Raw genomic sequence first — 23,610 nt, 5'->3', positions numbered from 1 at the left:
TGGCGATTAAGGGTGCACGCAACGTGCTGATGAAAAAGGGAGTGGTTGCCTAGGGCGGCGTAAGTTTCAAGTAAAAAGCTCCTTTTTGATTAATTAATTTACTAGCTACGTGAAAATATCATAAGAAAAAGTTTGTTTCTAGCGAATAGAAAAATAGAAGGTTACGGCTGATGAATAAAAGCCTAGTTACATTTTAGAAACATATACAATAAATAAGTTATTAATTATATAAAATAACTTAGTATATTAACAGTGAGCTATTAAGGTAATTATAATACTATGTTATTTAAAACATTCGTTATTTGCACTGTTTTAGTGCACTCAAACGTTTTTTTATTTAATCTGGTGCGTAACTGGAGTTAAATAAATGCTTCTGTATATTCTAACGTTATATTGTTGACAAGATGTAACTTGTCGCTATTATACATTCTTCAAAAAACTCCAAATTACTTTTTATTTTACGTAAAAATAAAACATGTTTGATATAAATAATGGAAATTAAATAAGTGAAAACGGAGCAATTAAGGATACCTTACGGTTTTACCCTTATTGAATTAATGATAGTAATTGCTATTATCGGGATTTTATATGCAATTGCACTTCCAAGTTATACGAGTTACATACAACAAAGTCGAAGAGCTGATATCCAACAGGTTTTACTACAGCAAACAGCTGTTTTAGAAAGGCAATACACTCGTGTTGGTGGTTACCCAAATACATTTACTTTTCCTACCTCAGATTATTACTCCTTTAGCTATACAACCGATGCAACTACAGGCGCTTCAAATGGGTCTGAATTTACAATACAAGTTACACCTAAAGGTGCTCAGAAAAGTGATGAGTGTGGCAAGTTGTCTGTAAATCAAAATGGTACTAAGTCAGCAGATAAATCTAAATGCTGGTAAAAAAAAGCCTTGGTTTTACTTTACTCGAAGTTTTAATCACGATGACCATTATTGGTATTTTAACTGCAGTTGCGACTCCTTCGTTTATTACTTTTATAAAGCGGGATAGATTAGTTACAAATTCGAATCAACTGCACAGTGTTTTTAAATTTGCGCGTAGTGAAGCCATTAAAAGAGATCAAAGTGTTTCTATCAAAACGTTGAATAAACAATGGCTAGTAAAAACTGCTATTAATTCGACGCAAACCACGTTAAATATTTTTGAAACTACACATAGCAGCATTTCTGTAGATTTAAAGAATATTAATATTTCAAGTACGGGTGAATTAGGCCAAATGTATCAAATCTTGGTGAGCGATAAGGACAGTACAACTGGCGACTTTACTTTATGTATTTTACAAAGTGGACAAAGTTGGTTAGTTGAGGCCCCAGAGACATGCTAATAAATTACAGCAAAGGGTTTTCTCTTTTAGAAGTTATGGTTGCTTTAATTGTCGCGACGGTTGCATTGTTAGGGCTTGCTTCAGGTCAACTAAAATCATTGCAATATATTACAAACAGCTTTAATTATACGGTGTCAATAATTGAGGCTAATAATGTTTTAGAGCGTATTTGGCCTCATTTATGCGAGCTACAACAAACAGATCCAAGTTTGTACAACGATACTGACTTTAGAAATTATTTATCCCCACAAATTGATGCATATACACTCACTCTACCTGCTAACTTTTCAAATGATTTATCGGTTGAAGTAACCTGGCAAGATAAGCGTTTGACTGACAACTTAGAAAATCGCGTTGTAATTACAGGAAGCTTCCCAACACTACCTGATGGTTGCACGCCATGAAACATCTAATAAATAAACATAAAGGCTTTACTTTAATAGAGCTTATGGTTGCACTTGCTGCAGGTATGTTTCTATTAGGCGGTGTGAGTCTGGCTTATTCTTCAATTAATAGCAGTACCAGCACAGCAAAAGATTTAGAAAATGCATTAGATGTAATCCGATTTAGCAGTAAAGTATTTACACGAAGTCTAAAACAAACCAATTCAGTCCCTACTTACACAAATAATATTCTAAGTGTTGAGCAAGAGATGGGGTCATCTGCTTGTACTGGCTTAACTATTAGTGCGCCATTTATCGAAAAATATAGCCATGAAGATGACTCATTATTTTGTGATGTAGGGAATGGAAAAGTAAAAATATTAAAAGGTGTTAATGCAATTAGCTACGTAATTGATAACAACGTAGTGAGTGTCCTTGTAGAACCTACAAACTTACCAAGCCAATTCAATAACAGCTTAGTGATTGATATATCTTTGTCGCAAATGGTAATGAATAAGGCATTTCAATAAATGAAAAATACATCTGGTTTTACACTTGTTACTGTACTTATTTTAACATCTATGGCTTCAATTGTTGTACTTAGTACTCTTAGAGATAGTGTGATCCAGGAGCGCTTGAGTGGTAATTTTCAGAAAAAATTGAACGCAAGGTTGATGTCTGAGAAAGGGGTATTTTCAAGTATTGAAAAACTAGAAACAGCAATGCTTGCAGATCCGACTATAAATATTAACGATTTAATAGCCCATAATAGTGAAGTTTCTGGTACAAGTTCGCTTGAATCTAGTATATACAATGCAACCATTGAGATTGACAGTAATGGCGATATTTTAATTTCTAGCGAAGGTACTCGCTTTGAAGGTGAGAACCAAATGCAAGCTATATTCGAATATGTAGCTGGTGGGGGCGGAACGACCAGCAGTGCCTCAGTTTTTTCTAATGGAATTACAGGGTGTTCTGGTGTTGCAATTAGTGGAAGTGGCTTAATTGATAGCTATGATTCGTCTTTAGGGGATTATAACGACACACTAGCTGATGGTAACAAAAATACATCAGAAGAATCTTTTGTTAATACAGTTAACGACTCTGGTGATATTACGCTCAATGGTAGCGGTACAATTGAAGGTAATGTTCTATCCTCTAGTAATTTATCAATTATTCAAGGCGCTGATATTACAGGCAATATTCATAGTAATGGAAATTTAATACTCTCTGGTGGCGTGGTCGTTGGAGGGGATGCATCGGCATATCTAAGTTTCACACAAAGTAGTGGTACTGTTTCAGGTAGTATTTCAGCAAACCAATCTATATCAGTAAAGCAAACTCCAGTTGGTGGTGATATTAGTTCATCAGGTCCAATTTCTATTACAGGTAATGCAGTCCAAGGAACAATTCGTTCATATGATTTAGTCGCTCTTAATCAAACAACAATACGGCACGGCGTTTATACCTCCGGGAATTATGAGCAAACAGGGGGAAGTGTATACGGTGGAGTGCGTGTTCAAGGTAATGTGACGCTTAAACAGTGGGGCAGTACTATTGATAGTAAAGACCTTAGATACGCAGGTAATGGCTCTTTTAAGGACGACACACCAGAGTATGCTTTTTCACCTTATAAAGTATCAAGTACAGCTATATCAATACCAACTATTGAGCCAGTTGAAAAAATAACACCAGAAAGTGAAAATAATAGAGGGTTAACTGCGTGTGATCCACTTGATATTGCAACAGCAATTGATAGCGTGTCAGTTAATACGACAAGCCCTGACCTTTTTATAAATAACAATAGCAGAGCTGGTGACTTACTCGAGTTAGAAACTAACACGGCTAACTTTTTAGTAGACTTTGGAAGCACTCCAGATGGTACCATCACTGCTAAAGCTGCAACTTTCCTTGATTCAGCAGCTCAAATATTTTATTTTGATGATGTAACAATTAAAGGCCGAATGCAGGTAAAAAGTAATCATAATGCAGTTATGTTTGTAGATGGCGATTTTACAATGAATGGCGCAAGTTCGCTAACAATCCCTGATAACAGCAGCTTAACTATCATAATTAAAGGAAAGCTTAAGATAGGAAATGGGGCACAAGTTTACGCACCTGACAATGGGATTACAAATGAAGGCAGGCCCGTTTTTAGTATTTATAGTTCTTACAGTGGAAATGATACTGGAATAGAGTTTTCAGGTGGTACACGAGAGCTTTATGCTGTTATATACGCACCACTTTCACAAGTTAAAGTTACTTCAGCAGTTGGTTTTAAAGGGTCTATTTTAGGAGATACTGTTATTGTAAGCGGCGCCGGTGGTATTCACTTTGACACGGCGTTAAATGAAGCCAGTTTTGGTGGTTCTTCATCTGGTGGTAATGGATCTGCAAGCAAGTTAGTTTTCAAAGGATGGCGCTTTACCCCCGTTGAAAAAAGCAATGAATAACAAAGCTATTAGGTCGTTATTCAAAGCTCAATTCTATAAGGGAATCTATCAGGATTATTAAATTAATTACTTTGCTCAAGATTTGCTTATTTAAAACTCAAACGTAAAACCAAACTCTCTTAATTTTTCGTACACGTTTATGTCAAAACGATAAAGCGTTGCGGCTCTGTGAGCTACGTTGGTTTGTTTTTCTTTGCAGTTTATTAATAAGTTCATTTTTTGAAACTTACGTCTAAAGTTAGGTTTATCGAGTGATTTATTTAAAATCGACTCGTAAATTCCTTGTAGCTCAAGCAGGGTAAATTTTTCTGGGAGTAAGCTAAAACCAATAGGCTCGTGCCTTACTTTATAGCGTAAGTAATCAAGGCCGCTTTTTAAAATATCGGCATGGTCAAACATTAAAGCGGGTACACTATTTACATCAAACCATTCACACTCTAGAGCATTATCGCCGCTCACAAGGTTGGTTTCTTCAAAGCGAACGAGCGAATAATAAACAATAGTAATAATGCGTCTAGCAGGGTAGCGGTCTACGTTACCAAAAGCACCTAACTGATCTAAGTACAGGTTTTCAACACCGGTCGTACTTTTAACAACACGTAAAGCTGCAAGGTCTAAGTTTTCATCTTTACGAACCCAATGACCAATTAAACCCCACTGGCTTGTTGCAAGGCCGCGGTTATATTTAACCAGCAACACCTTTAACTTACCTTCATGAATAGCAAATACAATATTATCTACGGTTAGATTACTAATGCAGTCATCAGGAATCGATTCTTCGTCGATGTTGTTAGAAATGTTTGATGTTTTATAGTGCATAAATTACTCAGCCAAAGCTATACGAAGATATTGTTATAAAGACTATTAAGGGTATATAAAAGGTGGGTAAAGCGCAAATAAAAAGCTTTTATAATTCCTATTTAAAACAATCACATCTATTTAATTAATCACTTTATACACTGTACCTGTTTTTACGCGTTAACGCCGATATTCGACTTTGGTTTGGTATTGGTTTTTTATTGAACGAATAATACCTTTGTATGTTAGTAAATTTAACGGCTAATTAGCGTCGTGTATTAAATACATTACCAGCAAATTAAAAATGTAACATAAATGTTTACACGCGCTAAAAATGCATATAGTATTTTTGACTATATCGATTTGCATTGAAAATTGAGCACACATGAACAACACAAAACACACACTCACAATTAAAGAAAAAATAGGGTACGGCCTTGGTGATACAGCCAGTAATATTGTATTTCAAATGGTCGCTAACTTTATGTTGATATTTTATACCGATGTTTACGGCTTATCTGCAGCCGCTGCGGGTACCTTATTATTAGCGGTTCGTTTATTTGATGGTATTACCGACCCAATAATGGGCAGTATTGCCGATAGAACGCGCAGCCGTTGGGGCTCTTACCGCCCATATATATTATTTTTAGCCGTGCCTTACGGTGTGTTTGCTTGCTTAGCATTCATAACTCCAGATTTTGATTCTACGGGCAAGCTTATATATGCCTACTTTACTTACGGGCTATTAATGACGTGTTATACCGCCATTAATATACCGTACGGCGCACTTGGCGCAGTAATGACAAACGACCCTAAAGAGCGAGCATCGCTTCAGTCATATCGGTTTGCAATGGCAATGGCTGCACTGCTTGTAATTGTATGGGCACTGCCTAAGCTAGTTGCTTTTTTTGGCGACGGCGACGATGTAGTAGGTTACCCGCTAGCCATGGTGTTTTTAGGCGGACTTGCAGCGGCTTGTTTTTTACTGTGTTTTAAAATGACCAAAGAAACCAAACAAGTTAAACCCGCGCAAAGTAAAAAGAATGCCTTTCTTGAGTTTTTAAGCTTATTTAAAAACGATCAATGGGTTGTTATAGCCGTTATAAGCCTAGCAACATTAATATTAATTGGCGTTAGAGCCTCAGTAGCACCGCATTATATTAAGTACTACGTAGGAGAAGCCTCACTTACTTCTAACTTTTTAACACTCTCAGCAATTGGCTCAGTACTAGGCGCTGTGTCTACCAACTTTTTAACCAAATTTATTGAAAAGAAAACGCTATTTATAGTCGCTTTAGTGGTCGTAATTATTTCTCATAGCATGTTTTACGTACTTGAGAGCGACGCCATAGTCACCATTTTTATTGTCTACTTTATTGCTAACTTTGCCCACATGATAATTACCCCAATTATGTTTTCGATGGTGGCAGATACGGTTGACTACGGGGCATTAAAAATTGGTCGCAGATTAACCGCTGTTACGTTTTCGGGTCATTTATTGGCAATAAAACTAGGCTTTGCAATTGGCGGTGCTATTGCAGGGTGGATATTATCTGGCTATGCATACGTGCCTAATCAAGAGCAATCAGAACACACGTTATCAGGCATTTTACTCGCCTTTGCTGGTATTCCAGTAATTTGTACCGTGGCATGTTTAATTTTTATAACACGTTACAAACTTACCGAGCCTGAGGTAAAGCGCATTCAAACGCAGCTGGCTGATAACAAAACCATAAACTAATTTAGCAGCCCATTTTACACCTTTTTAAAGTGCAAAGTGGGCAGGCAATACTAGGAGTAAAAATGCAAAATACAGCACAAGCAGCACCCCCATCTAATGGATTAAGTGACGCTGAACTTAAACAGTTAAAAGACTTACAACGAGCCAACTCGTTAATACAAAATCATAATGTATTAGTTGATCACATGTATACCGCCGATCCTTCTGCGCATGTGTTTAATGGCAAAGTGTATATTTATCCATCGCATGACATTGAATCAAAAAATGAAATTAATGATAACGGCGACCACTTTGCAATGCGCGACTACCATGTTTTTTCGCTTGACGAAAGCTCAGGCAAAGCCATAGACCATGGCGTAGCACTTTGTGTAGATGACGTAAAATGGGCAAGTAAGCAAATGTGGGCACCCGATGCTGCGCATAAACTTGGTCAGTATTACCTTTATTTTCCGGCGCGCGATCAGCAAGGTATTTTTAGAATTGGCGTTGCAAAAAGTGATAGTCCAACAGGTCCATTTAAAGCCGAAGATGATTACATTCAAGGGACGTTTAGTATTGACCCTGCTGTATTTGAAGATGATGACTCAAGCCATTATTTATATTTTGGCGGTTTGTGGGGCGGCCAATTACAAAATTGGCAAACCAGCGAATTTAATGAACAAAGCACGTATCCAAAAAATGGTGAACCTGCAATTCCTGCGCGCGTTGCAAAATTATCGGAAGATATGATCAGCCTAAGCGAAGACGTAAAAGAGGTTGTTGTACTAGATGAAAGCGGCTCGCCAATTACAGTATGCGATAACAACCGCCGCTTTTTTGAAGGCCCTTGGGTACACAAACACAACGGTGTTTATTACTTTTCGTACTCAACGGGCGATACACACAAAATTGTATACGCAACGGGCGATAATCCATACGGACCATTTACCTATCAGGGCGTTATTTTAAACCCAGTACTTGGTTGGACTACGCATCACTCAATTGTTAAGCACAATGATGGTTGGTTTTTATTTTATCACGACAGTACGTTGTCGGGCGGGCAAACCCATTTACGCAGTATGAAAATGGCTAAGCTCGAACACGACTCAAACGGAAAAATTCAAACAATAAGCCCATATGAACACGCTTAACAAAAATAGTTATAAACAATGCAAATTATCTGCGTAAGCACCGCTTAAGCTTTTATTTGCACAAAAAAGATATAGTCAAAATGACCATTGATTTATTTTGTTAATGGTCTAAATAAGAGGAAGCTGAGGACATATGACAAAATGAAAATATTTTAAAGCAAAAAATTAGCACAAAGAATTAGCATAAACATCCTGTTATTTAACGGTTTTTAGTTAAGTAGCACATGTTTAAAACTGGTTGTGGTCTTTGTAAAACGTTTAAAACATACACACACAATAATTATTTATTGACCGTAAAATGAAACAAATAGTTTACAATTATGTTTCGAGTAATTCTTAAAGTCTTGCAGTACGTCAATAATAATTAAATAAGAAAAAGGCATCATGATGTTTAAGAAAAAGATAATTTCAACAGCCATACTCGCTGCAATGGGTACCGTTACGCTTCCTCACCAAAGCTACGCTGCAGAAACCATTGTTGACGAAGATGTAGAAATAATACAAGTAACAGGCATTAGAGGTTCATTGCAGCGCTCTATGGATGTTAAACGCGATTCTTCTGGTATTGTCGATGCAATTTCGGCTGAGGATATGGGAAAATTTCCTGATACCAATCTTGCTGAATCGCTACAACGTATTACCGGCGTATCAATTGATAGAGCGGGCGGTGAAGGTAGCCGCGTAACAGTACGTGGATTTGGACCTGCTAATAACTTAATTACTATTAATGGCCGCCAACTTCCAAATACAACAGGTGACCGTACATTTGATTTTGCAAATGTTGCATCTGAAAGCGTATCGGGCGTGCAAGTTTATAAAACATCAGACGCAAGTGTTACCTCAGGTGGCATTGGCGCAACTATAAACTTAACAACCAACAGACCTTTAAATAGCCCAGGTATAAAAGCATCGTTTGGCGTTAAAGCTGTAGACGATCAATCAACCGACGAGGGTAGCATTACACCAGAGGTAAGCGGTTTATATTCGCAAACATTTGGGGGTGACAAGTTTGGTATTTCGATTTCAGGTAGCTACCAAGACCGTGAAAGCGGTATGCAGCAGTTTATTCAAGATCAAGGCTACAGAGCATCTGATTACACAAATACAGGATGGGGCGGCGTACCTGCAGGCGCAGAAGGCGGAACAAACAGACCTACATCAGGCATTTACTCAAACCCGCAACAACCACGTTATGTGTTTGAAGAGCGTCAACGTGAACGTGTAAATGGTCAGTTGGTATTTCAATATCAACCTGTTGAAAACATTACAGCAACCCTTGATTACACAGGCTTTAAAACAACCGTTGAAGAGCAGCACACTGATGCCTCAGTTTGGTTTAACTACGCTGGCGACAGAAGTGAATCTGTTTGGGCGGGCGAGCCTAACGCGTACCCACTTATTTACTCAGAAATTTATGACATCCAAAGTGATGCCGATTACCGCGATACGTCGCTTACGGTAGGTTCTTGGGGTCGCGAAGAAAAAACAGATTCATTAGGCTTTAACCTAGAATGGGCGGTATCGGATCAACTTAATCTAGAGTTTGATCATCACAGTTCAAAAGCATCAATGAAAGCAACTGATCCACGCCACGGTACACGTAATAATATTCAGTTACCGTCGTACACACGTTCACGCACCGGGCTTGATTTAACCGGCGACTTACCCGGCATTGCTATTGGTAACATTGAAAACTTTAACCCGAGCACCATGCGTTTATCGGGTAGCTGGTTTGCAAACGATAAATACGATTCAGAAATCGATCAAACACAAATCTCAGGTAAGTACTTCTTTGACGACAGTTTAAGTATTGATTTTGGTGTTGCGGTTAATAAAGTAAATAACCATTATCGTCATACGCAAGTACAGCGCCCAGATTGGGGTGGAGTTGGTGTTGAGGGCGACTTTGCTGATATTGATTGGCGCCAAGATACTATTTTAGATAAGTTTCAAGCTAAGGCGGGCAACTTTGAAGGCACTGCAACACAAGGCGAATACGATTTATTTAATACAATCTTTTTTGCCGACTTTGATGCGATTGTAAATGCAGCAGAGTACGCAGATCCGATTGCCAACGTAGATAACCTTTACGGTGATTGTAAAGCAGCCGACGGCGCAGCAGCAGGACCAAACGGCGAGGGACAATTTTGTGCCTCAACCGACTGGGATGCAGCAACAAACCGCTTTACAGAAGAAAAAACGCAGTCTGCTTTTGCACAAGTAAATTACAAAGGCGAATTGAGTGGCATGTTCTTCGACCTGCAAATTGGCTTGCGCTACGAAAAAACAGACGTATTTTCTAAAGCAACTGCACCCGGTTACAGCCGCGTAGAGTGGAACGAAGATACAGCCACATCAGTAACGGGTGTTACCGGTATTGAAACGCTAAGCCAATCTGCAGATTACAGCCAGTTCCTGCCAAATATTAACTTTAATATCGAAATTGTTGAAGATGTAATGATTCGTGCAGCAGCGAGCAAAACTATTTCAAGAGCGGGTTACGGCCAACTACAAGGCGGTACAACTATTAATACCGGTGGTAGCTTAAGTGGTTATTCGGGTGGCTCTGGTAACCCAGGACTTAAACCGCTTGAATCAATTAACTACGACTTATCTAGTGAATGGTATTACGGCGAAGGAAGCTATATTTCGTTTGGTTACTTTAAAAAAGACGTAACAAACTGGATAACTACAGGCACTATCGACTCAAATATATTTAACTTATATGACCCATTAAATGGTGAAAAATTTAGAGCCGCATCAAGCGCACTAGGTGGTAATGCATCTAACGAAGACATCAGAAATTACATATTTGAAAACTTTGCTGATGATCCAAATGTGCAACCTAAGTTTGATGAAGATGGTGAATTAGACGGCGGCACAATTGTTGGTGACCCAGAAACAGATGATCCAATTAACTTTAGAATAAACGTGCCTGTAAATGGCGACCAAGAATATACCATTGATGGCTTTGAATTTAATATTCAGCACTTATTTGGTGAGTCAGGCTTTGGTGGTATTTTTAACTACACCATGGTTGACTCGGGTCTTGAATATGACAATGACTCACTTGAGGATACAGAAGCACTTGTCGGGTTAAGTGACACGGCAAACGTGGTATTCTTTTACGATAAAGAAGGCTTACAAGCACGTATTGCGTATAACTGGCGCGACTCGTTTTTAAATGAGCGTCGTGTAAATGGCGATTTAACCGCACCAATTTACACCGATGAGTATTACCAAATAGACTTTAACGTAAGTTACGAAGTACCCGCAGTAGAGGGACTTACCGTATTTATTGAAGGTATAAACATTACTGACGAGTACGTAACATCGTACGGGCGTAAGCAAGAGCTGATTTATAACATCACTCAAACAGGCTCTCGTTACGGTTTAGGTGTTCGTTATAATTTTTAATAAATTACACTTGTAGTAACCTTATAAAAGCCGCATTTTGCGGCTTTTTATTTGCCTAAATTAACCTAGTAATAATAATATCCAGCTGTTATAGTCAATATGAATTTAACTTGTTGGTTACATTTAGTGTGTAGCAATAGGTAAAGGCACACAACAACAATTGGAGCACACAATCCATGGCCAATCATGCATTATTAAATAATGTTGAACATCAGCATTTAAAAATAAACCCCGCACGCAGCACACACTTAGGTGACGGGGTTTGGTATAGCGAAACATTTGTGAGCGAATTTAGAGTCGCTCAAGCACATTACCCAATATTTTTTACCAAAGACGATACAACAAATACATTTTCGCCGGTGTGTTTGTACGGCATAAATAAAGACGAAAACTTATTTTTAGTAAACCAGCAATGGCAAGCAAACTACATTCCGCTAAGTATGCAGCGACTGCCTTTTGCTATAGCGACTCAAAATACAATGCAAAACGGTGTGGCAACGCAAGAGCGCATGCTTAGCATTGATTTAGACTCGCCAAAAGTGTCAACAAAGCAGGGTATTAACTTATTTTTAGAACACGGCGGGAATAGCGATTACCTCGAAAACATAATAAATGTGCTTGATAACCTGCATCATGGTTTGCAAGAAAATCAGCCATTTATTAAAACTTTGATTAAACATGGTTTGCTTGAATCGGTATCGCTAGAGCTTGATTTAGTAAACGGGCTTAAACACAACTTACTTGGTTTTTATACCATAAACGAAGACTCGCTTAACCAGCTAAGTAGCGATGCAATTGCAGAGCTGCATTCACAAGGGTATTTAGCGTGTATATACATGATCATTGCATCGCAAGTACATGTGCGTGATTTAGTGGCGCTTAAAAACGAGCAACTTATGCTACAAAAGCACGCTGTGTAAGTATTTCGCTATGGAAAATTTAGCAAATAAAATTCAAACGCTTAATGGCTTAACTCCCAGCACGTTGCCCAAAGAGCTTTTAAACTCGTCTGTGCCTATTGTACTAAAAGGGTTTGTGACCGATTGGCCCCTCGTTATTGCTGCTAAAAAGTCAGACAGTGCAGCGATTGATTATTTAGCGCCGTTTTACGAAGGTTTTTTAGTTAATACTTGCACAATACCCGCCAGTCAAAGCGGGGTTATAGGGTATAACCCCGATATGAGCGGTTTTAATTTTACTAATCAGCAAGCGGCATTTATTAATGCGCTTGAGCAAATAGCGCAAAGTGCAAATAACCCGCAAGCCGACACTTTATACATTGGCTCTACTAGCATTGCACAGTGCTTACCTGGTTTGGTTAATCACTGCCACGTTAACGCATTAAACGAAGGCTGTTTATTTAATGTATGGGCAGGCGGAAAGGTTACCGTACCAGCACATTACGACGTAGCACAAAATTTAGCATGTTGCGTTGCAGGTAAAAGGCGTTTTACTTTATTTGCCCCCGATCAAATAGATAATTTATACATAGGCCCGCTTGATAAAGCACCCGGTGGTCAGCCAATAAGCTTAACTACCACAACTGCGCCCAACTTCACGCAATACCCTAAGTTTGAGCAGGCAATAAAAGCGGCAATTACCGTTGATCTTGAAGCAGGCGATGCGCTTATATTACCCAGCATGTGGTGGCACCAAGTAGAGGGGCTTGGCAGTTTAAATATACTGTTTAATTATTGGTTTAAAAATACGCCAGCGGTGTATGGGCAGCCGACTAATGCGTTGCACCACGCAATTTTAAATATACGTAACTTACCAAAGCATGAGCGCGCCGCATGGCAACGTTTGTTTAATTACTACGTATTTGCTGATAACGAATTTACCCACATACCAGAGCCCGCACAGGCTATTTTAACAAAGCCAATGGATGAGCTAACAGCGCGTAAATTAAGAGCCGAATTACAAAATAAATTAAGACGCTAAGCGTACTTGTAAGGTTTGAATTATGAATCAAAATGCAATTAAAAAAATCGTAATAGCAGGTGGCGGCACCGCCGGTTGGATGTGCAGCGCTGCAATGGCAAAGCTACTAGGTAAAAATATTGAAGTGTGCTTAGTTGAATCCGATTTAATTCCTACCGTAGGGGTTGGGGAGTCTACTATTCCTACGCTGCATATATTTCATGATTTGCTAAAAATCAGCGAATCAGAATTTATGGCAGCCACTAATGCCACGTTTAAATTAGGCATATCGTTTGAAGGTTGGAAACAAAACCAGCAAAGCTACTTTCACTCATTTGGTTATGTGGGGCAAGGTTGTTGGGCTGCAGGTTTTCAGCACTTTTGGCTAAAAGGGATGCAACAAGGTGTAGCAGCCGATATTGGTGATTATTGCACAGAGCACGTAGCGAGTCGCTTGGGTAAATTTGCCGTAGTACCGAATCAAGACCGTAACCATGCTTATCAGTTAGATGCCGGTTTGTACGCTAAATTTTTACGAAATTTTGCACAGCAAAACGGCGCTAAACGTATAGAAGGCATGATAAGCAAAGTTAATTTAGAGCCCACCAATGGCTTTATAAAATCGCTTACTTTAGGTGACGGGCAAATTATTGAGGGTGATTTATTTATAGATTGCACCGGCTTTAAAGGTTTATTAATAGAGCAAGCGCTACACACCGGATACGAAGATTGGAGCCATTGGCTCCCGTGCGACAGCGCAGTAGCAGTACAAACCGAATTAGTAAGCCCAATAGTGCCATATACGCGTGCAATGGCACATAAATGTGGTTGGCAGTGGCAAATACCGCTGCAAAGCCGTCGTGGTAATGGCTTAGTGTTTTGTAGTAAATACATGAGCGATGATGAGGCCAAAACAGCGCTACTCAATAACGTAGAAGGCAAACCGATTAATGAGCCGCGCGTTATTAAATACCGCACCGGTACACGGCGTAAACATTGGAACAAAAACTGTGTAGCTATTGGCTTAGCAAGTGGTTTTATTGAGCCGCTTGAATCAACCAGTATTCATTTAATTCAGCAAAGCATTATAAGATTAATGCAAAACATGCCAACCAAAGCAATCGAGTCGTGCTATCAAGATGACTTTAATAACAAAATGCGCTTTGAAGCCGAAAATATTCGCGACTTTATTGTGCTGCATTACCATGTAACACAGCGCACCGACAGCGACTTTTGGCGTTACTGTAAAAACATGCCAATTCCAGAGTCGCTTGCCAAACGCATTGAGCTATTTAAGCAAAGTGGGCATGTTTATAAAGCAGAGCAAGAGTTATTTGGCGAAGCATCGTGGTTACAAGTGATGTTAGGGCAAGGGCTAGTGCCGCGAAATTATCACCCCATTGTAGACAGTATGAGCGATGATGAGCTTAAACGATTTTTAGAATCAATAAAAAATAATGTGGCTAAAAAAGCAAATAGCTTACCGAGTCACATTGATTTTATTAATCATTATTGCAACGCTAAGTAAGTATTATGCTAACACTTGGCAATAACTTACAGCCGCAATATGAGTTTATAGGGCAAGAGCAAACGCCAATTATTATAATTGACAACTACCTGAGTGAGCCGCAAAAACTTATAAACTTAGCGCAAAGTGCTGATGAAAGTGCTGCCCCAAGTGATGAAAATCATGCGCAAAATAATGGCGAGTTTAAACCTGACGAACTCACTCAATACCCAGGTTTACGAATGCCGCTTCCAAAGCAATGTGTGGTTGATTACCTAAAGCCTCTTATACAGGGGTTTTATAACGTATTTAATATTGGGCAAACACTTACCCCATACCCAAAAGATAATACCTTATCGTTAATTACTAAAACGCAGAAGCAGCTATCACCAATACAAACCTTGCCACACTTTGATACAAACGATCCTAACTTAATTGCCATTATTCATTACCTTGGCGAAGGCGAGCATGGTGGCACTGGTTTTTTTAGGCATAAAAAAACAGGGTTTGAAACAATAAGCACAAAGCGCAAAAACACGTATTTCATGCATGCTCAACACATCCTTGAACACAGTAAGGTAAAGCCTAGTTACTGCACCACGCAGCACAGTGAGTTTGAGTGCTACAAGCACATAGAATATAAGCCAAATAGGCTTATTGTGTTTCCTGGGTATTTGCTGCACACCAGTTTACTTAACACGTCTACCGATATTTCACCGTGTCCACAAACAGGGCGGCTAACGGCTAATATGTTTGTTCATTTTAAATAGGAATACTATGTCTTTTTCTTTATCTAGATTCGCATATAAGGGTTGGCTATTAAGCTTTGTTGTATTGGCACTGAGTATGGCAACAGTGCAAAAAAGTCATGCTACAGGGTTTGATACCCTCCCTAAAAAGCAATTTAATGTGCTGCTATTTACAAAAACCGCAGGGTGGCACCATAAGTCGCAAACCGAAGGCGTTAAAGCGCTAGAAGGCTTAGCCGATGAGCACTTTTTTAACTTAATTTGGCACGAAGAAAGCCATTATTTTAACGACGATTACTTAAAAAATGTTGATGTAGTGGTATTTTTATCAACCACGGGCGATATTTTAAACCCAAAAGAGCAAGCCGCGCTTGAGCGATTTATAAAAGCAGGTAAAGGCTTTGTTGGCATTCATAGCGCATCAGATACCGAATACGACTGGCCGTGGTATCAAAAGTTGGTGGGGCGCACCTTTAACATTCATCCTGTTATTCAAACTGGCGTACTAAGTAAAGTGCCTAATACTCGCTTTATTGGCTTAAACCATATGCCGCAGGAAATGCTTTGGACCGACGAGTGGTACGAATTTGGGCCCGAGCTAACTAAGTTAAACTACTTACTCACAGTTGATGAGCAAAGTTACAACCCAACTGCCGATTGGGGTAATAACAAAACAGGCTCAGGTATGGGGGCGTTTCATCCTATTTCGTGGTATCACAATTACGATGGCGGACGCTCGTTTTATACAGCCCTTGGACATACTAATGCTGTGTATAAAAGTGAGTTTTTAACAGAGCATATTTATGGCGGAATTTATTGGGCTGCAACGGGTAAAGGGTTAAAAAAGTAGCAATTAATAAATAACCAATAAATACGCTTTTAACACTATTTATGTCGATTTAGGCTGCTTTTTTAAGCGGCCTTTTATATTTTTTAAGCGGCCTTTTATATTTTTTAAGCACTTATTAAACACCTTCACACATTTCACTTAGTTTATAAAACAAACAAATAATTTTGAGAATTCCTTGATCAAATGGTCAAAAAGACTATATTAAATTTACACGCTGATATAATTCAAATAAAGAGGATAAACATGAAAGTATTTTTTAAAATAACAACTTTATTGTTAACGCTAATAAGCTATCAATCACTTGCTGCATTTAATAATAACCCATCGAGTGTAGGCGCCGACAGTTCAGGAGCATACCGTAACCTCGCACAAGAAATGGGTAAAACAAATATACAGCAAAAAGTGAATAGTACTTTTGACAATATGTTTGGCTATAACAACACACAACAACTTTACTACCCGTACACCGAAAACGGTGTTTATAAAGCACACTACATAAAAGCAATTAACCCAGACGAAGGCGACGATATAAGAACAGAAGGGCAATCGTGGGGAATGACCGCCGCTGTCATGCTTTATAAACAAGAAGAATTTGATAACCTATGGCGCTTTGCAAAAGCGTATCAAAAAAATCCAGACAATCACCCTGATGTAAAAAAACAAGGCGTTTACGCGTGGAAACTAAAGCTTAATCAAAACGGCTTTGTTTATAAAGTGGATGAGGGCCCCGCTCCCGATGGTGAAGAGTACTTTGCGTTTGCACTACTTAATGCTTCTGCTCGTTGGGGGAATTCTGGTGAGTTTAACTACTACAACGATGCCATTACCATGTTAAACACAATTAAAAATAAGCTGATGGAAAACCAAATAATCCGCTTTTCACCTTACATTGATAACCTAACAGACCCTTCTTATCACATACCTGCGTTTTATGACTACTTTGCAAATAACGTAACTAACCAAGCAGACAAAACTTACTGGCGACAAGTAGCCACAAAAAGTAGAACCTTACTTAAAAACCATTTTACAAAAGTAAGTGGTAGCCCGCATTGGAACTTACCTACATTTTTATCGCGCTTAGATGGCAGCCCTGTTATTGGCTACATTTTTAACGACCAAGCAAACCCAGGTCAATGGTATGAATTTGATGCATGGCGCGTAATTATGAATGTGGGTTTAGACGCGCATTTAATGGGTGCTCAAGCGTGGCATAAAAGCGCAGTAAATAAAGCACTGGGCTTTTTAAGTTATGCAAAAACAAACAACAGTAAAAACTGCTACGAGCAAGTGTATTCGTACGGTGGAGCGCAAAATAAAGGCTGTGCAGGCGAAGGTCAAAAAGCCGCGAATGCAGTAGCGTTACTTGCTTCAACAAACGCTGGGCAAGCAAATGAGTTTTTTAACGAATTTTGGTCTTTATCGCAACCAACAGGTAGCTACCGTTACTACAATGGTTCGTTATATATGTTAGCTATGCTGCATGTATCGGGCAATTTTAAGTTTTATAACAACACGTTTAATTAAAATACCGGTGCCTAAGTAGCAAAAACCTAAGCGGCAAAAGCTTAGGTAGCAATAACTTAAATAATAAAAAACCGGTGTAACTAAGTTACACCGGTTTTTGTGCTTAACGAGTGAGCTTAACTTTCTCTTTAATACGTTGCTTAACTAATTTAGCTAATTAGCCAAACCCGCTACTTTTACATCAAGCGTAAACAAGCCCTTTGCGGTGGTTATTAATAAGGTTTTGCGATTTTTACCACCAAAGGCAAGGTTGGTTACATTAGGGCCAAGTTCAATTTTATCGATAAGTGAGCCGCGTGGCGTGTAAATATTAATAACGCCTTTTTTGTGACTGCTTACGTAAATATTGCCAGCAGAGTCTACTTTTATGCCATCGGGCGAGGTTACTTTAATAAAGTCTTCGCGCGGTGAAATATCACCGTTTTCATCAATAGTGTATTTGCTTACGCGGTTGCTAAAGTCGCCAACATAAAGGGTACGTTGATCAGGTGAGAGCGCAACACCATTGGGCTTTTCAAGCGTAGCGTCAATTAAACTAAGTGTGCCTGTATTGCTTAACTTATACACACCGGTATAAGGCATTTGCTGACTGCGTTCGCCGAGTTGCCAGTTAGGATCGGTAAAAAATATATCGCCATTTTTATGCATAGTCATATCGTTTGGCGAGCTAAAGCTTAGCCCATCAAACTTATTAACTATTACGGTATTGGTCTTACTTTTTATATTAATTTTAGAAAGTGACTGAGTTTTATGGTTAAGCGTATAGAGGCTCTCTCCTTTGGCATACAAGCCGTTTGTACCACTGTGTTTTAAATAAGTGGTGAGGGTATTGGGCAGCACTAATTTATAAATGGTCGAATCAGGGCCAAGTGCTTGCGAGCTAGCAAAGTTCATTTCTGAAAAATAAAACGCATTGTCTTGGTTTGACCACGTTGGGCCTTCTAAAAATAATAAATTGTCACTAACAAGTGTGGGTGTTGCGCCCTTTATTAATGGCGACGGCTCATTGCTTTGGCTGTTTACAGTGTTTAACAAAGGTGTATTTTCAGGTTGTTGTGCCAGCGCTGCTTTATTAAAACAGAGCATGAATACAACTAAGCTTAGCGTTTTTTTGTGTGTTTTTAGCATAGACGTTTACTCAGGTTTGTTTAATTTATAATTAATGGTCATTTTGACTATATCATTTATTTTTTTCGTTGTATGATATTTATCGAAAATAATAACGATTCAACGGAGCACACACATGCATAAAAAACACACACTCAGCCTGCTTTTACTTGCAGGGTCATTAAGCGTAAACGCTGCACAAGACCAAGGCCTTAAAAACACCTTTGCAGACTCATTCAAAATGGGGGTTGCTGTAAATCAAGATATAGTGACAGGTAAAAACGCAGCCGCGCAGTCAATTATTGCTAAGCAATTTAATACAGTCACCCTAGAAAACGCCATGAAAGCAGAAGTAATTTACCCGCAGCAAGGTAAGGTCGATTTTAGTGGTGCAGATGCGTTTATAGATTTTGCCAAGCAAAATAATATGTTTACCGTAGCCCATACCTTAGTGTGGCATAACCAAACGCCCGACTGGTTTTTTACAAATAGCAAAAATGAGCCAAATACCCCAGCACAGCAGCTTGAGCAAATGCGCAAACACATAGAGCTTGTAGCAGGGCGCTATAAAAACAAAGTAGATGCGTGGGATGTAGTTAACGAAGTGATTGCTGATGACGGCTCTTATCGCCCAACTGTGTGGGTTAACCGCGTAGGTGATGGCGATACCATGGTAAAAGCCGCATTTAAATACGCCCAGCAGTATTCACCTAATACCGAGCTTTACTACAATGACTTTAATGCATGGCGACCAGAAAAAAGAGACGGCATTATACGTATGATCAAAATGCTGCAAAAAGAAGGTATTCGAATCGATGGCATTGGCATACAAGCGCATTGGGGGCTTAACTTTCCTAAAATGCAATACATTGAACAAGCCATTGACGCCTACGCTGCGCTGGGTATAAAAGTGATGATCACTGAGTTTGATATAGACGTGCTGCCTTTAACAAAAGAAGGGCAGATTACCGGCATCGATATGATGAAACCACAGTTTCAGTTAGAAGAGTTTGAAAACTACCTCGACCCATACAAAAATGGCTTGCCGAGCGACGTAAAAGCGCAATTAAACGCCCGTTATAAAGCCTTGTTTGAACTGTTTTATGCAAAACGCGACAAAATAGACCGCGTAACCTTTTGGGGATTACACGATGGTATGTCGTGGAAAAACGACTACCCAATCCCAAACAGAACAAACTACCCATTACTATGGGATCGTAATTTAAACCCTAAGCCAGTTATTAAAACCATTGCTGATGTAGTTCAGTAAACCGCATTGTGTAGTCAAAGCCGAGTATTTTTAAATACTCGGCTTTTTTTTGGGGAATTTTCACAAAGAGAAAAGAATGAGAAGAAAATGAGACGTGCCCCATGACTTTAAAGCATCATGATAAGAAAAAAGAGCTTAAAGTTTATAACTAGCAATAGGTTATAGTATTTGGTACTAATGTAGTTAAAGAGCATGCTGTAATCATAAAGTGAAAAGAATTTTTGATTGAGCTTTTATTTGAATCTCTAATTGGGAATTTTATTGAATGATTAATATTTTAGGAAATTTTGCTAGATTAGAAGAGCTTTTTTTGATGCTTGATGCAAAATTATCCGAAATAGATTTAGCGATTCAAAGTTCAGCAGACCCTGATTCAGATGGCTTATTTGATCAGTCAGAATATTATGTTGGTCTTGGTTTTGTTGCTGCGCAGCAATACTTAGTCGAAACAGTTATTTTTTCAGGTTTAGGTAAAAATAAAAAAGCATATAAATTAGGTCCTCGTCACCGTTCTGGAATTGCTTATGTAGCAGCAATAAACTCTGCCGCTGATTGGTGGAAACATGAAGCAGAATGGTGGGTTGATTTGGATATAATTAAAAATTCAAATGCTACAACTGTAAATAACGTTCTAGTCATTTCCAATAGTAATAGTTATCAACTATCGAACCTTTTATTCGCATTATCAAATAATAAGGAAATAAAGCTAAAGTGTTTGTTACCAATAATTACAGAATGGGAACATGCGTTAACTAATTGGAAGAACAAATAAGAAGTTGCCAAGATACATTTATTCTTTGAGGGGGCTTATATAACCTTATTTAGGAATGGTTATTTTTTCTCTTACTCAAAATAGCCTGTGTTCTGATCCAACATCAGGCTGTTTTGTTTTCCTCTAAAAGCGAAGCGCCTCTTAACCTCTTTGTGCATAATTCACTTAGTCTATTTCACTAAAAAACTACTTAGCCTGATACCTCACTACTACAAACTTAAGCGGCGCATCGCCGTTGTTATAAATGCCGTGTACGTCATTAGGGGCTGCAAATAAAATATCTCCAGTATGAGCTGGCTGGCTTTTGCCATTAAGCGTCCACGTGCCAGAGCCCTCGAGAATCATTAGGTATTCTTCATCAGGATGCTGGTGGGCGGGGTGTATTTCGTTATTAGGTTTAATAACGGCAACGCCTGTAATAGCGCCTTTGGTCAATGGTGTATCGCCGTAAAAGTAAGCATGAAAATCGCCGCCTTCGTAATGAGTAATGTGCGCGTCTTTTTGACTCACAATAGCTGATGTAAGTTGTGTGGGTTTATCTGCTGCGTTTACAGGCAATGCTATGGTGGCTGCGGTTGTAAGTAATACGCCGGTTACACAATGTTTAACTGTTAAATGATTCATGGTTGTTATCCTTATTATTTAGCGCTTAGGTTAATTAAATAAACCCAGTCGTTGTTAGGTGTGTTGGGTGGTGTTGCCAGTTGTGTACTCGTTGCGGTATTTACACAAAAGCGTTTGCCGTTTATGTAGTTGTTAGTTCGTGGGTTAAACCAGTCGAGTGTATAGCAGGCATTTGGTAATGTGACCTGAGCTTGGCTTGCGTTACTAAAATAAAATAAGTAAAACGCTGAGTTATCACTTAACGCCCAGCCTGTTTTTGTAAGCTCTGGGGTTGGTTTAAGCTTTGTAAAAGGCACGTATTTTTGAAAAAACGCAACGGCGTTGGTCATCGCTAAATAGTAATCTTTGTATGGCGTTAAATCTTGTTCAACAAGGTCGCCGCCACCGCCTAAATAAAACTCAATACCTGCGCCACCTGCCATAAATGTGGCCCACACATTGCTGTTACGCCACGTATCAACATTGTTTGCATACTCGTAAATATAGGCCTCGTCCATGGTGATCACCCACGGGTGAGGGTTGCTTTGAGTAAGCTGGCGGTACTTTAAAACATCGCCGTAAGTGGTGTTAGTTTTAAGTTCACCTTGTAAGCTTGCCCCTGTGTAGGCGGGGTAGCCCAAAATGTTGTCGTTTGGTTTATCGTAAATGTGGTAGTCGAGCGACGGGCCATTGTGTACAACAATATGTTCTGGGTAGTAGGTGAGTGATTGAAAGTAATCGGCAAATTGCTTTCTTTGTTTGGTGGTATTAGCTTTTTGTTGTTTATCGTCGCCGCTTGGATCTTGCCAGCCGTTTTCTTCGCCTATATTCCACGTGGTTGCTAAATGATAGCCAAAGCGGGCAAATAACTCGCGATAGTAAATTTTACGACTAACAGCAAAGTCGTTTTTAAGCTGGCTTTCGTTCCATTCAAACAGTGACTCGTTTTCGGTTTCGCTCATTACAAAGTGAGTCATTATGCCTTTTTGCTGCATGTGGCTAAATACAATATCCCACTGAGCTAATTTAGATACATCGTAGCGTGTGGTTTGGGTTTTGCTAAGCCATGGCCAAACTTGGTCGCCATCGCCGTAGGCGTTCATGGTTAAAAAGTAATACGCGTTAATGTTAAGCGACGCTAAATAATTTATTAGCCCAATAATGCCTTTAGAAGATTGATGACTACTATTATCAGTCTCTGTATTGGTTGTTTGCCATGTAGGGTCGCTATTTTGCCAATGCTTTATGTGCGCTTGGTAGTTACGCTTTGTGGGAGTGGCATCAAACCCTGAAAAGCCAAGCAGCACTTCGGGGCTGTTAGCACCGGCTTTTAAAAAGTACTCTTTTGAGCCATTAAACTGCAAATAGGGTTTATTAATGTATTCAAGCTTACCTTTGCTTTTAAAGTCTTTACTGCTGGATGATTTAGTGGCGGCGGTAGCATTAAACTCGCCTGTTTGTTTATCAAAAAATCCGGCTGATTGCTCATTTGTAACAATATTTAATGGCACGCTTGCGATATTACTGCCTTTAACAAATGAGAGTGTATAGCGCCATTTGCCAAGCTCGTTGGGCGAAAACAAAACCTGCCATTTGTTGCCTGCTGTTGCATGTGTTTGAGCAGTGTTTGCATCGGCTGCATAATATCCAGGTACTGTATATTGCTTATTAGTGGGGCTGGTAAATGTGGCGTCTAAGCGGTAATCGGTAAAAGGGTTAGGCGTGGCAAGCTCGCTGGTGTGCGGGCCTTCAAGGGTTAAGCTTAATTTATGCCAAATAGGCACGTGAGTGCTGGTTTGATCTGCTCGAATTAGGGCGCTGAAAATAAATGAGGCGAAAAATGCGCTAATTAACAGAAGCCGTTTTATTGTTATTTTTTTCATGTGTATCCTTGCTAATTTTGTTGCTAGTAAAGTGTGTGATTAAGGAATGTGTACTGTGTTATTTTTGTTCAGTCTATTTTAATGAAACGTTGTTGTCAAAAAGACTATATGGTGTTAAGTTTACATTGCACACTAAAAAACACACAACAGGTACA

At 39.2% G+C, this 23,610-nt stretch carries 20 protein-coding genes; 16 read left to right on the top strand and 4 right to left on the bottom strand.

Annotated elements, in window-relative coordinates; all coding sequences use genetic code 11:
• Positions 1–506: 506 nt before the first annotated feature.
• From P20429_RS05305 to P20429_RS05325, 5 genes are read left to right on the top strand one after another with little or no spacing between them, the layout of a single operon-like run.
• Positions 507–905, top strand: coding sequence for a type IV pilin protein (locus P20429_RS05305; RefSeq protein ID WP_007585193.1), 399 nt, complete (start codon positions 507–509; stop codon positions 903–905).
• Positions 896–1,348, top strand: coding sequence for a prepilin-type N-terminal cleavage/methylation domain-containing protein (locus P20429_RS05310; RefSeq protein ID WP_007585191.1), 453 nt, complete (start codon positions 896–898; stop codon positions 1,346–1,348). Before P20429_RS05305 ends, P20429_RS05310 begins: the two co-directional genes overlap by 10 nt.
• Positions 1,342–1,752, top strand: a complete 411-nt coding sequence (locus P20429_RS05315; RefSeq protein WP_007585189.1) for a prepilin-type N-terminal cleavage/methylation domain-containing protein — start codon at positions 1,342–1,344, stop codon at positions 1,750–1,752. Before P20429_RS05310 ends, P20429_RS05315 begins: the two co-directional genes overlap by 7 nt.
• On the top strand, positions 1,749–2,261 hold the full coding sequence (locus P20429_RS05320; RefSeq protein ID WP_007585188.1) for a PilW family protein: 513 nt from the start codon (positions 1,749–1,751) through the stop codon (positions 2,259–2,261). Before P20429_RS05315 ends, P20429_RS05320 begins: the two co-directional genes overlap by 4 nt.
• On the top strand, positions 2,262–4,184 hold the full coding sequence (locus P20429_RS05325) for a PilX N-terminal domain-containing pilus assembly protein (protein ID WP_007585187.1): 1,923 nt from the start codon (positions 2,262–2,264) through the stop codon (positions 4,182–4,184).
• 90 nt (positions 4,185–4,274) lie between these two features.
• Here the strand turns inward: P20429_RS05325 and P20429_RS05330 are convergent, their stop codons facing one another.
• A complete protein-coding gene (locus P20429_RS05330) occupies positions 4,275–5,003 on the bottom strand; it encodes an NUDIX domain-containing protein (RefSeq protein WP_007585186.1) in 729 nt (242 codons plus the stop codon).
• Positions 5,004–5,367: 364 nt separating this feature from the next.
• Between P20429_RS05330 and P20429_RS05335 the strand changes: the two genes are divergently transcribed.
• The 9 genes from P20429_RS05335 (at position 5,368) to P20429_RS05375 (ending at position 17,820) form a co-directional block, all read left to right on the top strand.
• Positions 5,368–6,723 (top strand): MFS transporter, encoded by a 1,356-nt coding sequence (locus tag P20429_RS05335; protein ID WP_007585185.1) that lies wholly within the window; start codon positions 5,368–5,370, stop codon positions 6,721–6,723.
• Between the two features lie 62 nt (positions 6,724–6,785).
• Positions 6,786–7,853, top strand: a complete 1,068-nt coding sequence (locus P20429_RS05340) for a glycoside hydrolase family 43 protein (protein WP_007585184.1) — start codon at positions 6,786–6,788, stop codon at positions 7,851–7,853.
• A gap of 387 nt (positions 7,854–8,240) precedes the next feature.
• A complete protein-coding gene (locus P20429_RS05345) occupies positions 8,241–11,270 on the top strand; it encodes a TonB-dependent receptor (protein ID WP_007585183.1) in 3,030 nt (1,009 codons plus the stop codon).
• 176 nt (positions 11,271–11,446) lie between these two features.
• Positions 11,447–12,190, top strand: a complete 744-nt coding sequence (locus P20429_RS05350; protein ID WP_007585182.1) for a SapC family protein — start codon at positions 11,447–11,449, stop codon at positions 12,188–12,190.
• A 10-nt stretch (positions 12,191–12,200) separates the two neighbouring features.
• Positions 12,201–13,211 (top strand): cupin-like domain-containing protein, encoded by a 1,011-nt coding sequence (locus P20429_RS05355; RefSeq protein WP_007585181.1) that lies wholly within the window; start codon positions 12,201–12,203, stop codon positions 13,209–13,211.
• A 22-nt stretch (positions 13,212–13,233) separates the two neighbouring features.
• Complete coding sequence (locus P20429_RS05360) at positions 13,234–14,718, top strand: tryptophan halogenase family protein (protein ID WP_007585180.1); 1,485 nt, start codon at positions 13,234–13,236, stop codon at positions 14,716–14,718.
• Between the two features lie 5 nt (positions 14,719–14,723).
• Positions 14,724–15,467 (top strand): DUF6445 family protein, encoded by a 744-nt coding sequence (locus P20429_RS05365; RefSeq protein ID WP_007585179.1) that lies wholly within the window; start codon positions 14,724–14,726, stop codon positions 15,465–15,467.
• Positions 15,468–15,474: 7 nt separating this feature from the next.
• Entirely contained in the window at positions 15,475–16,296 is an 822-nt protein-coding gene (locus P20429_RS05370) for a ThuA domain-containing protein (protein WP_007585178.1), read from the top strand.
• Between the two features lie 243 nt (positions 16,297–16,539).
• Positions 16,540–17,820: a glycosyl hydrolase family 8 gene (locus tag P20429_RS05375; protein WP_007585177.1), complete on the top strand. Its 1,281-nt coding sequence runs from the start codon at positions 16,540–16,542 to the stop codon at positions 17,818–17,820.
• A gap of 153 nt (positions 17,821–17,973) precedes the next feature.
• Here P20429_RS05375 and P20429_RS05380 read toward each other — a convergent pair whose 3' ends face one another.
• On the bottom strand, positions 17,974–18,948 hold the full coding sequence (locus P20429_RS05380) for an SMP-30/gluconolactonase/LRE family protein (protein ID WP_007585175.1): 975 nt from the start codon (positions 18,946–18,948) through the stop codon (positions 17,974–17,976).
• Positions 18,949–19,063: 115 nt separating this feature from the next.
• Here P20429_RS05380 and P20429_RS05385 point away from each other — a divergent pair, with 115 nt between their 5' ends.
• Together P20429_RS05385 and P20429_RS05390 are read left to right on the top strand one after the other, a co-directional pair.
• Positions 19,064–20,197 carry an endo-1,4-beta-xylanase gene (locus P20429_RS05385; RefSeq protein ID WP_007585170.1) on the top strand — a complete coding sequence of 378 codons (1,134 nt, stop codon included), beginning with the start codon at positions 19,064–19,066 and terminating at the stop codon, positions 20,195–20,197.
• A gap of 265 nt (positions 20,198–20,462) precedes the next feature.
• Complete coding sequence (locus P20429_RS05390; protein ID WP_007585168.1) at positions 20,463–20,969, top strand: hypothetical protein; 507 nt, start codon at positions 20,463–20,465, stop codon at positions 20,967–20,969.
• A 186-nt stretch (positions 20,970–21,155) separates the two neighbouring features.
• On the opposite strand, the gene P20429_RS05395 is transcribed toward P20429_RS05390, so the two are convergent.
• Positions 21,156–21,593 (bottom strand): cupin domain-containing protein, encoded by a 438-nt coding sequence (locus P20429_RS05395; RefSeq protein WP_007585167.1) that lies wholly within the window; start codon positions 21,591–21,593, stop codon positions 21,156–21,158.
• Positions 21,594–21,607: 14 nt separating this feature from the next.
• Entirely contained in the window at positions 21,608–23,455 is a 1,848-nt protein-coding gene (locus tag P20429_RS05400) for a DUF5060 domain-containing protein (RefSeq protein ID WP_007585165.1), read from the bottom strand.
• Between the last annotated feature and the right edge of the window lie 155 nt (positions 23,456–23,610).

Origin of the sequence: Pseudoalteromonas sp. BSi20429 (assembly GCF_000238895.1) — a bacterium.
GTDB lineage: Bacteria > Pseudomonadota > Gammaproteobacteria > Enterobacterales > Alteromonadaceae > Pseudoalteromonas > Pseudoalteromonas arctica.
This window is presented reverse-complemented; position numbering and strand designations above follow the sequence as displayed.

Bases quoted from the DNA above. Each gene is read 5' to 3' on its own strand.
- P20429_RS05310 (WP_007585191.1), top strand. From the start codon at position 896: ATGCTGGTAAAAAAAAGCCTTGGTTTTACTTTACTCGAAGTTTTAATC.
- P20429_RS05395 (WP_007585167.1), bottom strand. From the start codon at position 21,593: ATGAATCATTTAACAGTTAAACATTGTGTAACCGGCGTATTACTTACA.
- P20429_RS05370 (WP_007585178.1), top strand. From the start codon at position 15,475: ATGTCTTTTTCTTTATCTAGATTCGCATATAAGGGTTGGCTATTAAGC.
- P20429_RS05380 (WP_007585175.1), bottom strand. From the start codon at position 18,948: ATGCTAAAAACACACAAAAAAACGCTAAGCTTAGTTGTATTCATGCTC.
- P20429_RS05350 (WP_007585182.1), top strand. From the start codon at position 11,447: ATGGCCAATCATGCATTATTAAATAATGTTGAACATCAGCATTTAAAA.
- P20429_RS05315 (WP_007585189.1), top strand. From the start codon at position 1,342: ATGCTAATAAATTACAGCAAAGGGTTTTCTCTTTTAGAAGTTATGGTT.
- P20429_RS05330 (WP_007585186.1), bottom strand. From the start codon at position 5,003: ATGCACTATAAAACATCAAACATTTCTAACAACATCGACGAAGAATCG.
- P20429_RS05335 (WP_007585185.1), top strand. From the start codon at position 5,368: ATGAACAACACAAAACACACACTCACAATTAAAGAAAAAATAGGGTAC.
- P20429_RS05365 (WP_007585179.1), top strand. From the start codon at position 14,724: ATGCTAACACTTGGCAATAACTTACAGCCGCAATATGAGTTTATAGGG.
- P20429_RS05375 (WP_007585177.1), top strand. From the start codon at position 16,540: ATGAAAGTATTTTTTAAAATAACAACTTTATTGTTAACGCTAATAAGC.
- P20429_RS05400 (WP_007585165.1), bottom strand. From the start codon at position 23,455: ATGAAAAAAATAACAATAAAACGGCTTCTGTTAATTAGCGCATTTTTC.
- P20429_RS05340 (WP_007585184.1), top strand. From the start codon at position 6,786: ATGCAAAATACAGCACAAGCAGCACCCCCATCTAATGGATTAAGTGAC.
- P20429_RS05360 (WP_007585180.1), top strand. From the start codon at position 13,234: ATGAATCAAAATGCAATTAAAAAAATCGTAATAGCAGGTGGCGGCACC.
- P20429_RS05345 (WP_007585183.1), top strand. From the start codon at position 8,241: ATGTTTAAGAAAAAGATAATTTCAACAGCCATACTCGCTGCAATGGGT.
- P20429_RS05320 (WP_007585188.1), top strand. From the start codon at position 1,749: ATGAAACATCTAATAAATAAACATAAAGGCTTTACTTTAATAGAGCTT.
- P20429_RS05385 (WP_007585170.1), top strand. From the start codon at position 19,064: ATGCATAAAAAACACACACTCAGCCTGCTTTTACTTGCAGGGTCATTA.
- P20429_RS05355 (WP_007585181.1), top strand. From the start codon at position 12,201: ATGGAAAATTTAGCAAATAAAATTCAAACGCTTAATGGCTTAACTCCC.
- P20429_RS05390 (WP_007585168.1), top strand. From the start codon at position 20,463: ATGATTAATATTTTAGGAAATTTTGCTAGATTAGAAGAGCTTTTTTTG.
- P20429_RS05325 (WP_007585187.1), top strand. From the start codon at position 2,262: ATGAAAAATACATCTGGTTTTACACTTGTTACTGTACTTATTTTAACA.